The organism is Hymenobacter glacieicola, from assembly GCF_014640315.1.
GTDB lineage: Bacteria > Bacteroidota > Bacteroidia > Cytophagales > Hymenobacteraceae > Hymenobacter > Hymenobacter glacieicola.
On sequence record NZ_BMGS01000014.1, the window covers coordinates 1 to 13125 of the forward strand.

The 13125-nt window shown below is 58.7% G+C and carries 21 protein-coding genes; 13 read left to right on the forward strand and 8 right to left on the reverse strand.

Translation table 11 applies throughout. The annotated features are described in order from the left end of the window. Positions 1 to 464: 464 nt before the first annotated feature. The 6 genes from IEW18_RS19495 (at position 465) to IEW18_RS19515 (ending at position 2309) form a co-directional block, all read left to right on the forward strand. The gene (locus IEW18_RS19495) at positions 465 to 842 is read left to right on the forward strand and encodes a hypothetical protein (RefSeq protein ID WP_188559563.1); all 378 of its coding nucleotides are present in this window, start codon (positions 465 to 467) and stop codon (positions 840 to 842) included. Between the two features lie 10 nt (positions 843 to 852). Beyond that, on the forward strand, positions 853 to 981 hold the full coding sequence (locus IEW18_RS21905) for a hypothetical protein (protein ID WP_262891903.1): 129 nt from the start codon (positions 853 to 855) through the stop codon (positions 979 to 981). 9 nt (positions 982 to 990) lie between these two features. Continuing rightward, the gene (locus tag IEW18_RS19500) at positions 991 to 1182 is read left to right on the forward strand and encodes a hypothetical protein (protein ID WP_188559564.1); all 192 of its coding nucleotides are present in this window, start codon (positions 991 to 993) and stop codon (positions 1180 to 1182) included. Positions 1183 to 1253: 71 nt separating this feature from the next. Then, complete coding sequence (locus IEW18_RS19505) at positions 1254 to 1535, forward strand: hypothetical protein (protein ID WP_188559565.1); 282 nt, start codon at positions 1254 to 1256, stop codon at positions 1533 to 1535. A gap of 27 nt (positions 1536 to 1562) precedes the next feature. Beyond that, the gene (locus IEW18_RS19510) at positions 1563 to 1901 is read left to right on the forward strand and encodes a DUF6166 domain-containing protein (protein WP_188559566.1); all 339 of its coding nucleotides are present in this window, start codon (positions 1563 to 1565) and stop codon (positions 1899 to 1901) included. A gap of 153 nt (positions 1902 to 2054) precedes the next feature. Then, complete coding sequence (locus tag IEW18_RS19515) at positions 2055 to 2309, forward strand: hypothetical protein (RefSeq protein ID WP_188559567.1); 255 nt, start codon at positions 2055 to 2057, stop codon at positions 2307 to 2309. 278 nt (positions 2310 to 2587) lie between these two features. On the opposite strand, the gene IEW18_RS19520 is transcribed toward IEW18_RS19515, so the two are convergent. After that, positions 2588 to 2938, reverse strand: coding sequence for a winged helix-turn-helix transcriptional regulator (locus tag IEW18_RS19520; RefSeq protein WP_188559568.1), 351 nt, complete (start codon positions 2936 to 2938; stop codon positions 2588 to 2590). 70 nt (positions 2939 to 3008) lie between these two features. On the opposite strand from IEW18_RS19520, the gene IEW18_RS19525 reads away from it, so the two are divergent. Beyond that, a complete protein-coding gene (locus IEW18_RS19525) occupies positions 3009 to 3425 on the forward strand; it encodes an NmrA family NAD(P)-binding protein (protein ID WP_188559569.1) in 417 nt (138 codons plus the stop codon). 103 nt (positions 3426 to 3528) lie between these two features. On the opposite strand, the gene IEW18_RS22040 is transcribed toward IEW18_RS19525, so the two are convergent. The 5 genes from IEW18_RS22040 to IEW18_RS19545 are packed head-to-tail and all read right to left on the reverse strand — an operon-like array spanning position 3529 to position 5495. Next, complete coding sequence (locus tag IEW18_RS22040) at positions 3529 to 3864, reverse strand: GNAT family N-acetyltransferase (protein WP_373285752.1); 336 nt, start codon at positions 3862 to 3864, stop codon at positions 3529 to 3531. Between the two features lie 18 nt (positions 3865 to 3882). After that, positions 3883 to 4014, reverse strand: a complete 132-nt coding sequence (locus tag IEW18_RS21910; RefSeq protein WP_262891904.1) for a hypothetical protein — start codon at positions 4012 to 4014, stop codon at positions 3883 to 3885. A 31-nt stretch (positions 4015 to 4045) separates the two neighbouring features. Then, complete coding sequence (locus IEW18_RS19535) at positions 4046 to 4402, reverse strand: EamA family transporter (RefSeq protein WP_262891907.1); 357 nt, start codon at positions 4400 to 4402, stop codon at positions 4046 to 4048. Further along, on the reverse strand, positions 4330 to 4959 hold the full coding sequence (locus tag IEW18_RS19540) for a DMT family transporter (RefSeq protein WP_188559571.1): 630 nt from the start codon (positions 4957 to 4959) through the stop codon (positions 4330 to 4332). Before IEW18_RS19540 ends, IEW18_RS19535 begins: the two co-directional genes overlap by 73 nt. Positions 4960 to 4964: 5 nt before the next feature. After that, positions 4965 to 5495, reverse strand: a complete 531-nt coding sequence (locus IEW18_RS19545; RefSeq protein ID WP_188559572.1) for a GNAT family N-acetyltransferase — start codon at positions 5493 to 5495, stop codon at positions 4965 to 4967. Between the two features lie 76 nt (positions 5496 to 5571). On the opposite strand from IEW18_RS19545, the gene IEW18_RS19550 reads away from it, so the two are divergent. Next, positions 5572 to 6147, forward strand: coding sequence for a Crp/Fnr family transcriptional regulator (locus IEW18_RS19550; protein WP_188559573.1), 576 nt, complete (start codon positions 5572 to 5574; stop codon positions 6145 to 6147). A gap of 11 nt (positions 6148 to 6158) precedes the next feature. Here IEW18_RS19550 and IEW18_RS19555 read toward each other — a convergent pair whose 3' ends face one another. Beyond that, a complete protein-coding gene (locus tag IEW18_RS19555; RefSeq protein WP_188559574.1) occupies positions 6159 to 6485 on the reverse strand; it encodes a DMT family transporter in 327 nt (108 codons plus the stop codon). A 234-nt stretch (positions 6486 to 6719) separates the two neighbouring features. Here IEW18_RS19555 and IEW18_RS19560 point away from each other — a divergent pair, with 234 nt between their 5' ends. Further along, a complete protein-coding gene (locus IEW18_RS19560; RefSeq protein WP_188559575.1) occupies positions 6720 to 6998 on the forward strand; it encodes a hypothetical protein in 279 nt (92 codons plus the stop codon). 279 nt (positions 6999 to 7277) lie between these two features. On the opposite strand, the gene IEW18_RS19565 is transcribed toward IEW18_RS19560, so the two are convergent. Further along, a complete protein-coding gene (locus IEW18_RS19565) occupies positions 7278 to 9317 on the reverse strand; it encodes a PAS domain-containing sensor histidine kinase (RefSeq protein ID WP_188559576.1) in 2040 nt (679 codons plus the stop codon). A 490-nt stretch (positions 9318 to 9807) separates the two neighbouring features. Here IEW18_RS19565 and IEW18_RS19570 point away from each other — a divergent pair, with 490 nt between their 5' ends. The 4 genes from IEW18_RS19570 to IEW18_RS19585 all read left to right on the forward strand — a co-directional run bounded on the left by IEW18_RS19570 (position 9808) and on the right by IEW18_RS19585 (position 12894). Further along, positions 9808 to 10116, forward strand: a complete 309-nt coding sequence (locus tag IEW18_RS19570; RefSeq protein ID WP_188559577.1) for a hypothetical protein — start codon at positions 9808 to 9810, stop codon at positions 10114 to 10116. Between the two features lie 78 nt (positions 10117 to 10194). Further along, entirely contained in the window at positions 10195 to 10554 is a 360-nt protein-coding gene (locus IEW18_RS19575; protein ID WP_188559578.1) for a hypothetical protein, read from the forward strand. Between the two features lie 932 nt (positions 10555 to 11486). Beyond that, the gene (locus IEW18_RS19580) at positions 11487 to 11816 is read left to right on the forward strand and encodes a hypothetical protein (protein WP_188559579.1); all 330 of its coding nucleotides are present in this window, start codon (positions 11487 to 11489) and stop codon (positions 11814 to 11816) included. 64 nt (positions 11817 to 11880) lie between these two features. Continuing rightward, the gene (locus IEW18_RS19585) at positions 11881 to 12894 is read left to right on the forward strand and encodes a hypothetical protein (protein ID WP_188559580.1); all 1014 of its coding nucleotides are present in this window, start codon (positions 11881 to 11883) and stop codon (positions 12892 to 12894) included. The last annotated feature ends 231 nt before the right edge of the window (positions 12895 to 13125 follow it).

The window sequence follows — 13125 nt, forward strand, 5'->3', positions numbered from 1 at the left end:
AAAAAAAAGCCAGGTCAGACTTATAAAACCTCCTAGTTAGGATGGCTGCCAGTAGTACAGCAAGCCAATTGATAACTGATAAAAAGTAGAAGTTGGAAATTAATTAAGCGGGCGGCCGAGCTATCCAGGGCTTCACTGCGCTCCAGTCCTTCGGACAGTTCCCGCTGGTCGCGCCCTTCCTATCGCTACCGCGAACCAATGGAGAGGCTCCACGCGGCGCATGACTGCTTCTGCTCCGCTTCCGCTAGCAGCAGCAGTAAAGCTTGCTCCCAATTCATCGGCCAGGTTAGCTTGATTACTGCTGCCATCGGCCTCTAGCGCCCAAAAAGAACAAAAGGGAAAAAATCAAAAGCTATGTCAATTAATAAAGACAAAATATCATATTTAATTAAGATAAATATTCAACATTAATAAGGCTTTTTGCGTTTAATAAGTAGAAGCAACACAGCAAATAAGCCCTTTTTATGAGCACCAGCCCCGCCCCCAAGCCCGCCGTAGTGGAAGAAGCTTATACCATTCTGATGCAACTAGGCGGCAAAGAGTTTCTAACCATGACCGGCGCCGATAAACTCATGGCAGCCGGCCGGACGGAAAGCAACCCGTACCCGTGGCTGCGCATGGACTTGCGAGAGAACCAAGCCCAGATAAACCGGCTGAAAATTACGCTTATGCCCACGGACACCTACAGGATGGAATTTTACCGCCAGGTGCTCGTCGATTGGTCGCCGGTAATCAGCCACGAGCAAACCTTTGAAAGGGTGTACGGCGACGACCTGCGCGAGCTTTTCACATCGGTTACGGGCTATGAAACGTATATGCCCCGCATCATCATTGGTGAGTAAGCGCCGCGCCATGCCAGCCCCCCGAGCCCTTGCCATCGACACGGAAGGTCAGCGCGTCAAAGTGTACCGCAACCTGCAAAATAGCCTCTTTTCGGTCCAGTTCGTGAGGCTAGTCGTGGCCCACCTTGCCACGGTCTAGCTAACCGGCGTGGTGTTCAAAGTAACCGAAACGGCCCGCCAGCTAGTGCAGGTAGCCGCGCACATGGGAATGGAAATCGACACGCCAGCGGCTTACGAGGCGCTGCTGAAGCTCGTTCGCGCAGTTCGACCCATTGCCCAGGAAAGCCTGCGCCGCACCCGCGAAGAACAGGGTGGGCAGTATGTTTTACTTCTCCTTTAATTTTCCTTGCCCGTGCAAACGCCCCAGGATTTGACCGTTGGCTAGGCCGTTTTTATGCTCGTGCGCAGGCTGTGGGCATCATTTACGAAACCTACACTATCGTTGACGGGCCAGCGGCCTGGCCCGGCGTGAGCTTGCTGCTGGCCGACGGCCGCAACATCGGCGGCTTCAACGCCCAGGAGGCCGACCAGTTTTTGTACCCTCTTGGAGACACCGGCCTCGACTGTACCTTTACCAACGTGGGCCAGTTTGCCGCCGACTACCACAGCGGCGTATTTGGCCAGGCTATGCACGAGGCGCAGGTAATGTTGATTTCACACACATTGGCCGGCAACATTTTCACCAGCAACTAATGCAATTCCCCCTAATTCCTTCCTAATATGATTATTGAACTCGCTTGCCAACTCCCCAACCCGCAGAACCCAGAAGACAAGAAGTATCTGCTGGACGGCACAGAACTCTCATTGGAAAAAAGCCGGGAAGTAATTGACCTCTCAAATGCTTTTAATCACAGCTACCCTGGCGTTAGCTCCAGACAGTTAGCCCTTGCCGTGTGCCTGGAGTTGTTCGGCCGCGAAGCAGCGGTGCGCTTATTTTCTGATTTCAACGATGATTACATCGTAAAGATGGGCCACGACGGTAACGGCAACCCCCAGCACGAAGAATTTACTGTTTTGCTCGACGTGAGTAAATATGCCGCGCTGGCCGACGAGCAATAATTGATTTTCTCCCTTTTGTTACTTTCCCTGATGGCCAGCCGCCACAATACCCGATTTACCCCGGAATCTGCGTCCCAGCAGGCGTATCTAGCCATCGAAGTGGAACAAGCCGACGAAGCCGAGAACGAGCGCCTGAGGCTCGTTCGCTAGTACGTGCAGGCCCCCACGCACCAAACCGACCTGCGCGCCCTTGCCCCGTTCGTGCGCGAGCTGACGGGGGGAGGCTACGACGTGGGATGCGGCAGCTCGCATATCTGGCTGAAGCGCGAGGGCGCCACCGACCGGCTGACCACGGCCTACCGCGACTGGTACGAGCCGGCCCTCCCCAGCGGCCTCCGCGCCAGCACCCCATCACCACCAGCGCCCCCGCTCGCTAATTTTAATTGTGCCGGAATCCGCTTTTCGTGACTTATAAAAAGTGGTTTCTGCTTCACTCTAACCTGGTTTCTCGCCCATGTTCAACTGTGAATGCCGCACTAAATTCGACTGGACAACCGGCTACGGGTTTCGCAAAGCCCTCGAAGCCGACCCCGGCACGATGATGTTCGGCGGGCACAACATGAACATGGCTTTGGTTAAAAGTTTGGTCCAAAGGGTAAACGGGCGGGGCCGCTTGCGGCTGCGCTGGAAGGCCACAACGCTTGGTCCACGGGCAGACGGTGGGCCGGCAGTGTCCCTGGTAGGCATCACTCCTCCCGGAGCCGGTCGTGGTGGTTTTTGCCCCAGGCGATCATTTCCTGAATCAGGGTCTGCAAGGTGGCGCAATAGGGCGACGTCGTGTACTCCACGGTGGGGGGCGAGGTGTCGTACACCCGCCGCACCACCAGCTTGTTCTGTTCCAGGGCTTTGAGCTCCGCGGACAAGACTTTGGTGGTGATGCCCGGCACACTGCGCTGGATGTCGCGGAAGCGGCTGGTCCCCTGATGGACCGCCACCAGGATGGGTAGTTTCCACTTCCCGTTGACCACGTACAAGGTATCCTGCAGGTGGCGTATCTGCTGCGCCACGGCGGCCTGGTCCGGTTGTATAGCTGGCATCCTTTAGGTAACTGGCATCTTTTGCATACCAGGCACGGCGTAAATTTACAGCGGATTCAACCACATGACCATGAGCCAGAATCAAAAACCAGTTATCCTGGTAGCGGGTGCCGCCGGTCTCCAGGGAGGGGCCGCCGTTACGGCCTTATTAGCGAAAGGTGATTTCGCCATCCGGGCGATTGTGCGCGATAAGAACAGCGCAGCTTCCCAGGCCCTAGCTGCCAAACAGGTCGAGTTGTTCGAAACCACGTTCGATGATCTGGAGGGCTTGACCAAAGCAGCACAAGGGGCAACCGGGGTCTTCTCCGTGCAAATGGGGTCCCACCCTGGCAACCAGGGGGAGGGAACGCGGCACGCTCAAAATCTGATGGCGGCCGCGAAGGCAGTAGGCGTGCAACAGGTCGTGCACACTTCCTCCCCGGAATGCCTTGATGTTCCCCACCCTGGCCCAAGGCAAGTTGGCCTTTTAATAGCAGCGGGAGGATAAAATTACGCTAAGCACTCCGGGCAGTTGTCCCATTAAGGAATCATTGCATTCGTGAATAACACCTCCCTGGCGTAGCGGCCACAGCTTTCCCTCACAGAGCCGACTAGCTACGGGGTGGCGTATTAGCAAGGGACACTAACGCGTCGCCGCTCAGGCTGTAGTCCACCCAGAAGGGGTTGGCCTGCGCGCCCAAGCGCTCATAGAAGCGTCGTCCGGCCTCGTTCCAGGCCGCCACGGCCCAGCGTATCGCTCCGCAGCCGTGCGCTACGGCGGCCTGCGCCGCGGCCCGCATTAATTCCTCACCTAGGTGATGTCCCCGGTAGGATTCAGCTACAAATAGTTCTTTGATGAAGAGCGTTGGTTTGGCGCTGACGGTGAAAGGGATGAAGTAATACACCAGCAAGCCCCCCAGGTGCCCCTCGTGGTGGCGGGCTACCAGGCAGTAGAAATCGGGCGGCTACTGGGCGAAACCCTGCCGGTAGAGCACCTCGGCCGTGACGGCGAACGTGTCGCGGTAGTGCTCAAAGTCGGCCAGTCCCTCCATCAGCGGTAACAAGGCAGGAATGTCGGCGGCTGTGGCTAAGTCCACGCGGAAAAGGGAAGCAGGTATACGGGGCAGGCTACGGTAAGGAAGTTAGGGTAGAATTCTGAATGGGCGGAACGGGCGCTTTGGCTGGCTTCGGGCGGCGTGCCTGGCCGCGCAGCTTTACCTCCGCCAGGACCATCGCCCCGAAAATAAGCAGTCCCCCCAGTCCCGTGCGGGGCGTAAGGGCCTCGTGCAGCAACACGGCCCCCGCGAGGGCCGCGAAAAGGGGTTCGCCCAAGTGGGTGAGGGCCACTTTTTCTTCGCTCAGGTACTGCTGTGCATAGTGCTGCACCCCGTACCCGTAGGCCGTGGCGCGGGCTACGCGCCGGCCGTGGGCACGGCAAGCGCGTAGCCCGCGCCCCAGCCCGAGAGCCGGGCCAGCCCCGCGCAGCCGAGCAGTTGTACCACCAGTATCGCCATCAAGTGCGGCTCCCGGGCCGTTCGCCCGCCCAGCAACACGTAGCCGGCAAAGGCCACGGCGCCGGCGAGTATCCACCCGTCGCCGGCGTGCAGGTGCCAGCCCCCCGGTACGGCCACCACGTAGAGGCCGACCAGGGCCAGCGCGCAGGCCGCCCACATCTGAGGCGCCACGGCTTCTCGGTAGAGCAGGGGGGCCTTGCCCAGCGGCACCAGCAGCACACTGAGCCCGGTGAGAAAAGCCGCATTGGCGGCGCTGGTGGTTTGCAGGCCGATGGTTTGCAGGGTGCTGCCCAGGAACTGCGGCAGAGCCAGCAGCAGCCCCCAGCCCATCGTGCCCCACCTCAGCTGGGCGAGTTGGCGGGGAAACAGCAGGGCCACGGCCGCCGCGGCCATCAAAAATTTATAGGTCTGAAAGCTGTAGGGGTCGGCGTAGCCTACACCGGTCTTGACCACCGAATAGGAGATGCCCCAAAAAGCCGTGCCTAGCAGCAGCAGCCCCAGAAAAAGCGGTTTCTTTGGTAGGACCATCACCGCTACTGGTTGCTGGGCAGGGATAGCTTCATCATGATATCGGTCTGCTCGTCCTCGCCGAGCTTGAACACGTGCTTGTCGAAGGCCACGAAGCCGTTTTTCTCATAAAACCGAATGGCCCGGGGGTTTTCTTCCCATACCCCAAGCCATAGGCACTCGGCATGCGCCTGCGTGGCCAGGCGTAGCGCCTGCTCGTAGAGCAGTTGCCCCACCCGCTGGCCGTGAAATTCCTGTAGCACGTAGATGCGTTCGAGTTCCAGGGCGTTGGGGGCATGCTGCTCCGTTTGCGCCGGACCAGAGTTGACTTTCAGGTAGCCGATGACGCGGCCGGTCTGCTCGGCAAAGTAGAAGGTTGAGTGCGGCTCTTGTAGTTCAGCCAGCAGCTTTTCGGCTGCAAAGCCTTCTTCCAGGTAGGCCCGCATGTTTTCTTCGGAATTGCTGGCGGCGAACGTCTCGAAAAACGTTTGGCGGCCGATGAGCTGCAACTGGTTGACATCAGCCGGGGTGGCTGGACGGAGGGTGATGGATTCCATAGGGGAGAGCCGTTGAAGGATAAAAAAGACGGCAAGGCGGAGCCCCACCAGAAAAAGCAGCGGTTATCTTGCGAGCGTGCCTTCAAACCTGACCCTTTCCGAGATTTTGCTGGCCACGTACCCACTGCCACCCGCTTCGCTGGAGAAGCTGCTGGCGCTGGCCGAATACGTGGAGCTTCCAAAAGGCACGGTCTTGTTCCGCGACGACGCGCTGGCCCACCACGTGTATGTGGTGCAGCGCGGCCTGGCGCGGGTGTATGCCCGACGAGCGGACCGGGAGGTCACCTTTTGGTTTTCCGAAGAGGGGTCGGTCGTGGCTTCGATTCGGGGTTATACCGAGCAAACGGTGAGCTACGAGACGGTGGAGTTGCTGGAAGACAGCGGCCTGTTTCGCCTCCACATGCGGGCGCTGCACGCCCTGTACCGGGAGGACCTCCACCTGGCCAACTGGGGGCGGGTGATGGTGGAGCGCGTGTGGCAGCAAACCGAGCAGCAGCTGATCGCCCGGCAGTTTCGCACCGCCGAGGAACGCTACGCCGACCTGCTTTACCACAGCCCGCACCTGCTGCACCGCGTCGCCCTGGGGCACCTGGCGTCTTACCTGGGCATTACCCAAGTCACGTTGAGCCGCGTACGGGCGAAGCTCAAGTGAGCGCCGCATCGCTAAGGCGCCATGGCTTTCAGGCCCAGCACGGACCCAATCGAGGTGGCAAGAAAAAACAGACGCGGCCCGGTCAGCGGGTCCCCGAACGCAACGATGCCGACCACCGCGGAACCCACTGCGCCGATGCCGGTCCACACCGCGTAGGCGGTGCCCAAGGGAATGTGCGCCAAGCTCAGGTGGAGCAAGTAGAAACTGAGGCCCCCACAGCCGGCGGAGGCGGCATACCACCCGGCCGCTTCGGCTCCAACCGCCAGCCTAGCCTTGCCCAGACAAAAGACAAACGCAACTTCGGCCAACCCGGCCAGAACCAACCACCACCACTGCATGACGAATAGATAAGGTACGGGGCAAAGGTCCGGCCTACCACACGGCCTTCTTTTTACCAATGTTAAAAACGCTCCCAAGAGCTTAGCGTAATTTTATCCCCCCGCTGCTATAAGAAGGCTAAGTTCCTCACGCCGCTCGCCCCGGACACCAAAGTCGGCTGGGTGTCGGGCCAGGATATCGGCCGCTTTGCCGCCGAAGCCTTTGCCCAGCCGGCGAAATTCAACTAGAAAGAGTTGTCGCTGGTGGAGGATAAGCTTACCCTGGCCGAAGTGGCCGCGGCGCTGTCCGCTGTGACCGGCAAACGCTGTGACGTGCACACGGTAAACGTAGAGGAAGTGCTGGCTCTCGGCTTTCATGAAGGGGTCGCCATGAGCTATGTCTGGATGAACGTGGAAGGGTACCAAGTCGACCCGCAGCAAGCCGCCGGCCACGGCATCCAACCCGAGTCGCTGAAGACCTTTCTGGTGAGCCGCAAAGCGCTGCTGCAAGTAGCCTATGCGGGCGTAGCCTAAGCTCCGGTCAACGATGCCGGCGCGCCTATTTGGGGTCCCACGAGAGTCGGAACAGAAACCCCCGCTAAGGAAGTTGGGCTAGCGGCTCTTTCCCCCTCGGAGTATTGGGTAAAAGAGTGATACAGCGGTTACCCAGTTCCTGGCGGAACTAGGCTGCTGGCTGGGCAAAATGCCGCGCCAGCAACGTTGTGACCTTTTCCTGGGTCAGGGGCTGGTTGAGAAAGCCAGCAATGGGCAACTGCTCGGCGCGGGCCAGGTCTACCCGGTGCAGCGAGGTGGTTAGCGTGGAAAATAAACCCGGAAGGTAGAGCCTTGCCCCAGCTCGCTGGTCACTTCAATACGGCCGCCGGCGTTTTCGACCATGCGCTTGACCATATACAGGCCTACGCCCGTGCCTTCGACGTGGGTGTGCAGGCGCTGAAACATGGCGAACAGCTTCTCCTGCCCCCGCGCCAAATCCAGCCCCAGGCCGTTGTCCTGCACTTCCAGCACGGCGTAGTCGTCGGTGAGCCAGCTGCGCAGCTGCACGTCGGGCACCCGGTCGGGGTGACGGTACTTGAGGGCGTTGCTGAGCAGGTTGTACACCACCGAGCGCAGGTTCTTTTCCGCAAACGTCACGGTCAGGCCCTCGGGAACGTCCACGCGCAATGCACCCTGGGTTTGGGCCAGCAGCGGCGTCAGGTCGAGGCGCACGGCTTCGACCACGGGGGCCAGCGCCACGACGTCGCTGGCGGGGTTGTGCTCCTTTTGCAGGCGGCTCAGGTCGGTCAGGTGCGTGATGGTGCGCCGGAAGCGGTCCACCGCGTCCTGCATCAGGGTCAGCATCAGGGGCACGTCGCCGGTGCGGGCGGCGGCGGGCAGCTCGTGCTCCAGGGCCAGCAGCAGGCCCTCGATGTTGGTAATCGGGGCCTTCAGGTCGTGGCTGGCCGTGTAGATGAAGTTGTCCAGGTCCACGTTGGTGCGCGTGAGCTGGCGGTTGCTCGCGTGCAGCTCCTCGTTGGTGACTGTCAGCTCCTCGTTCAGCTTCTGCACCTGCTGGCGGGCCAGCACCTGGTCGGTGGTTTCGGTCCACATCACCACGATGCCCGACGGCTGCGGTTGGCCTTCGTCGAAAAGGGGTTTGAAGATGACGTTGTAGTAGCCGTCGCTGGGCTGGCCGGTGTGGGCGCGGGCCAGCTTGATGAGCACTTCGCGCAGCACCACGGCCTCGCCCGTGGCCAGGATGCCCGTCAGCATTTCCTCGAAGCCCTGGCCGGCCGAGCCGGGAATGGCCTCGAAGTGGGGGCGGCCCAGCACGTCGGCCACCGCCACGCCCCAGATGTGCTCGGCCTGGGCGTTGGCCTGCTCGATGAGAAACTGGGGGCCGCGCAGCACCACCAGGGCCATCGGGGCCTGCGCGAACAGGGTTTGCAGCGCCCGGGTGCGCGCCTGCACGCGCGCTTCCAGTTCCTGGTTGAGCTGCTCGACTTGCTGGCGGGCCAGCACCTGCTCGGTCACGTCGAAGCCCGGATTGAGGACGCCCATTATCTGGCCCTGCCCATCCCGGAAAGGCAGAAACCACGAATTGTAGTAGCGCCGCTGCACCTGCCCGGTGTCACCAAAATCCGCCCAAGATTCGGCCTCGGGCAGCTGCACGGGCTCGCCAGTCTGGTAGACGTGGTCCAGCACCTCAAAAAAGCCCTGCCCGGCGAGTTCCGGCAGGCCCTCGCGCATCGGCCGGCCGGCAATCTGGCGCTGGGGGAAGAGCCGTTGGCACTGCGCATTGACCAGCTCGACCACGTGCGTAGGCCCCTGCAGGAGCATCAGGGGCATGGGTAACTGCATCAGCACCTGATAAAGCTGCTGGCGTTGGTGCTCGGCCTCGGCCAGGGCCGCCTGCTCGCGGGCCTGGCTCTGGCGCAAGGCCTCTTCCACGGCCGAGCGTGGCTGGTCGTTGGTGTCGGTGAAGCTGACCACCAGCAGGTCCTGGTAGCGCTGGGCCACCAGGAGGTAGTAGCCATCCAGGCCATCGAGCTGGTAGAGATTCTGCCGGCGCGCCACGGTACCCGACCGGAAGGCCTCGCGGTAAAAATCGAAGACGCCCACTGCCGGCGCCGTGGGGTAGAGCGTTAGAAACGACTCGGCCGGGCACTCGGGCAGCCGCAGCATCTGCTGGGCGGCGGGATTGAGCCGCACGCCGTCAAAATCGACGATTTCCCCGTGCGCCTCGTAGCGAGGCCGCATGAGCAGCACGCCGGAGACGGACAGGTTGAGCAGCAGAGACGAGAACCCGGTGGGGTCGAGAACATCAGCGGGCGGGGCCGCAGCAGCAGCAGTCATACACGACAAGAACGGAGCCGCCACCGCCAGGGCAATGGCAACGAATTAAAAAGCAGCCAGCAGCCAGGCCGTTTTACCGGGCCACCAAGCAACCGGGCGGGCTAGCCGCTCGTGCCGCTGGGCCCGCGTCGGGGGCTTGTTTACAAAGGTGGCGATAAGTAGTGGACGCTGCCAGGGCAGGGAGGTAGTGCGCAGGCCAGAAGTAAGCAGCGGACGGGCAACATGCTGAAAGCGGACCAGGTAGAAAATGGCACAGTAGTAGAAAATGGCACGGTGAAGGTAGAGCCGATAGTGCTGAGCGGGGGGGGCTGTGCTTACTCTCGTGGAACCCTTACGCCACCACTGCCATGGAAGTCTTAAACCGTCGGCTCGTTTACCCTTTGGACCAAACTTTTAACCAAGGCCAACATGGGGCCAGGCCGCAGACATTGCGGAGTACTGGCCGCGGGAGAAAAGCTACTTCCGGCTGTGGGAGCTACTGCTGCTGAACATGGGCAGCCATACCGTGCCGCAGACCGCCGCCTATTTTGACTTGCCCGCCGACATAGCGGACTTTTGGCGGTGGGTCTACAACCACGTTTCCTACCAGCAGCGGGAGCAAGTGAAAGACATGGTGCAGGGCTTCGCCAGCGGCTTTGACCAGATGAAATTCTTTCCCTACGCGCAGCTCTACCCCATCTGGCAGCGGACCGACGAGCGCCAGGCCCGGCAGGGCAACGTGCTGATGTACCTCGACCGCATCACCGAGCCCGATGGGCGAGAACTGGTCCGGTACCGTGCCCCGACGCTCTACGAGTAGCTTTCGGCGGCGTGGGGGCATTGTCGTTAATTACAGCGGGCCGTAATAATGACAATTTATCCTAGTTCTTTTGTTGCCATGACGAAGAAAGCAATCCCTACGCCGTCCACCGAAACACCACTCACCGTGCAGGTAAAGCCCTTGCCGCGCCCCGAACCAGCCACCGTCACTGAGTGTACCACGCTGGCCGAGCTGATCCACTCGCTCGGCAGCCGCAAGATTGTTTCCGAACGGTGGGACGTAGCCCCCCGCACCATTGCCTTACGGATGCAGAAGCCCGAAACGGCTTCCTTGGACGAATTGCAGCGCTTGGCTGAGCTAACCGGCCTGGACTTCCTTACGGTCGTCCGGCTGGCCTACTACCAGATGCGGCACCCCATCGAAGTACCCGCCGCCCACGTTGGCCGGCCGTTTGGCAGCACCAGCCGCAAGGCATAGCCCTTCCCCCACTCATGCAAGCAGCACTCGGCATCCGAGCCAGGCTCTACCACGTGGCCGAGTTGCTGGTACGCTACCCCGACCCAGAGCAACGCCTAGCCGCGGCTGATGCGCTTGACACACCCAACGAGCTTTTGGCCGAAGCCCCTCGGCCTGGCCACCGTAGCCGAGTGGCTGCAATTCATCGGGGAGGACACATCGGCGGACGAGCTGCCTGCACGGCATCAGGCTTATTAAAAAGAGTGGGGTCGTATTTGATAGTGTAGCCGCCCTGGCCGTTTTGATTTTCCAGTCGGGTTTGCCGAAACGCTAAGTATTGAGCCGGTATTCCTGAAAAGTTGGCCTTGGTTGAAAGTTTGGTCCAAAAGTTAAACGGCCGTGGCAAAGAAGCTACCACTTTCGGCCTCGGTTAAAAGTTTGGTACAGAAGTTAAGTGAGGTGCTTCCACAGGTGACCGCTACAAGCTAAAACCCTGCATTCAGAGGCTATCAGGCCTACTTGTTCAGGAAAACGTCCCTATAAATGAACAAGTGAGCCACCCATCTGCCGAATGGGCAACTGGCACCAAAACCAGCCGATTTGGTTCAGAAAACTTGTTCACCAATCAAAGTACAATTAACTCGCCTATTACGACTAGTAAACTGTACTCTGGCGCTAAAATATCGATTACAAGTACCTGTTTTTCAATATTACTCCCTGTTAATCCTATAGCAGTGAGGCTGTTGATGAGTTAGCCAATTAACTTCTGTACTAAACTTTTAACCAAGGCCATCATCGCTGACCAGCTGACGACGTCTTACCAGGATTGGTCAGAGATGGAACCGGGCTGGCCTGGTCACGACGGGCCCGGGTAGGGACATCAACCCGCTTCTATTTGGTCCTAAATTGCGCCGGGCCGTAATTATGCCAATTTAGCTTCTTTCTTTTACGGCATGAAAACCCCTAAACCCGCGCCGCTTACCATCCAGGTGCTGCCCTTGGAGCGCGAGCAGCCGCCCAAGGTGCCCGTAGCCTGCCGCTCATTAGCGGAGCTGATCCACTCGCTGGGCACCCGCAAGGAAGTGTCGGAGGCCTGGAAAGTGGTGCCGCGCACCCTGGTCCTGCGCATGCAGAAGCCCGAAACCGCGACCCTGGAAGAGCTGCAGCGCCTGGCTGAGCTGGCTAAGCTGGACCTGCCCACCGTATTTGAGCTGGCCTACTACCAAATGCGGCACCCCGTGGTTGTTCCCACCCCGCAACTGGGCCGGCCCAAGCATCATTGATTTTAGCAAAAAGACCTTTGTAGTTTCTTACATAGAACACCACCTAAACCCGATACTCACACCAATGATAACTCCTAAAGCATTTGGTTTCATCCTTAAACACTTTGACGAAATTGACCAAGAGCTATCAAAGAAGATGACGCATAAACGTCCTTGGAGTGAGCCATCCTTGACTACGCACCTGTGTGACCTATTAGACGAAGAAACGCAAGAGGAAGGCAGGATACAGTACACCTTTGAACACTTACAGCGGGATTTAGAAGCGGAAGATAACTTGTTTGGTATCGAGCTTTCCATAGAAACCTTTGAGTATAACGCCACACATGAGCGCTACATCTCTCAAAGTGACCTAGGTCTACGGTTAGTGTTTGATAATCAAATTGAACCAAGCCTCTCTTGGACCCGGCCATACTTTTTACAGGCAAAAAAACTGTTTCCGCAGCAAGCTAATCCGCTGCAGTACTCGGAGTCATCTCGGTTCTCAAGCTTTGATAAAGAGCAAAAGGTGAGGATAGAATTGTTAAATCAGATTTTTGGCGATGAATATGTGAAGTACCTTCTGTTTAATCCTAGGCCCGAAGGCGTGGATAACGAAACGAGAATTAAGCTTGCGTACCTCCGCACCAGGCGATTGGCCTCGGAAATATTTGATTTTACGAGTGGGCTCCAAATCCATCAAGAATTTTTAAGCGGGACGGACACTTTAAAGGCTGGCATTTTCATTACGAATACCAAAAATTCCAGCCTAAACTTCGGACAGGTTCATGGAAAGATCTTACACGAAACATTCCCCCTGAGTTGGTTTATAGCCATGAACTTTGCCAACAATCATGGGTTTCTGCGAAATAATGGCTTTGCGGAACAAAGCACAAAAGCGGATGCGGAAAGCCAGAAGTTAGTCGATGGGGTTTTGCAAGGGAATAAGCAAATGATAGATGAGCTAATTCAAAAACTAGAGCACGCTGGGGCTGATGTCACCTCGAAAAACATCCAACTCCTCCCGAAGCATACCATAACTCTCAAACTCAGTGTTGGCGAACAATTAACCCCTGACACCAAGAGGCTGAAGATGCAATAGTGCTTTGAGCGCGTTTCTTTTATGCCATGGATGCGCACGTTTATCGGACGTAAAGTAGAGGATTGAACGGGTCTGAATTGGTGCCAGCGCTTACGACAAGCGGTATCTGGGTTGGACCAGGTGTCCCACTCGCGTGGACCTGGTGCATTTCATCACCAACTTTTTACCACTCGTCCTTTTTTCGCTCCGCGCGTATCGGAGCGTAGTAGTTTCGTAGTGCACCATCCGGTG

Excerpts from the sequence above, each read along its gene's own strand:
- IEW18_RS19495 (WP_188559563.1), top strand. The coding sequence starts at position 465 with ATGAGCACCAGCCCCGCCCCCAAGCCCGCCGTAGTGGAAGAAGCTTAT.
- IEW18_RS21905 (WP_262891903.1), top strand. The coding sequence starts at position 853 with ATGCCAGCCCCCCGAGCCCTTGCCATCGACACGGAAGGTCAGCGCGTC.
- IEW18_RS19510 (WP_188559566.1), top strand. The coding sequence starts at position 1,563 with ATGATTATTGAACTCGCTTGCCAACTCCCCAACCCGCAGAACCCAGAA.
- IEW18_RS19520 (WP_188559568.1), bottom strand. The coding sequence starts at position 2,938 with ATGCCAGCTATACAACCGGACCAGGCCGCCGTGGCGCAGCAGATACGC.
- IEW18_RS19525 (WP_188559569.1), top strand. The coding sequence starts at position 3,009 with ATGAGCCAGAATCAAAAACCAGTTATCCTGGTAGCGGGTGCCGCCGGT.
- IEW18_RS19540 (WP_188559571.1), bottom strand. The coding sequence starts at position 4,959 with ATGGTCCTACCAAAGAAACCGCTTTTTCTGGGGCTGCTGCTGCTAGGC.
- IEW18_RS19545 (WP_188559572.1), bottom strand. The coding sequence starts at position 5,495 with ATGGAATCCATCACCCTCCGTCCAGCCACCCCGGCTGATGTCAACCAG.
- IEW18_RS19555 (WP_188559574.1), bottom strand. The coding sequence starts at position 6,485 with ATGCAGTGGTGGTGGTTGGTTCTGGCCGGGTTGGCCGAAGTTGCGTTT.
- IEW18_RS19565 (WP_188559576.1), bottom strand. The coding sequence starts at position 9,317 with ATGACTGCTGCTGCTGCGGCCCCGCCCGCTGATGTTCTCGACCCCACC.
- IEW18_RS19570 (WP_188559577.1), top strand. The coding sequence starts at position 9,808 with ATGGGCAGCCATACCGTGCCGCAGACCGCCGCCTATTTTGACTTGCCC.
- IEW18_RS19575 (WP_188559578.1), top strand. The coding sequence starts at position 10,195 with ATGACGAAGAAAGCAATCCCTACGCCGTCCACCGAAACACCACTCACC.
- IEW18_RS19580 (WP_188559579.1), top strand. The coding sequence starts at position 11,487 with ATGAAAACCCCTAAACCCGCGCCGCTTACCATCCAGGTGCTGCCCTTG.
- IEW18_RS19585 (WP_188559580.1), top strand. The coding sequence starts at position 11,881 with ATGATAACTCCTAAAGCATTTGGTTTCATCCTTAAACACTTTGACGAA.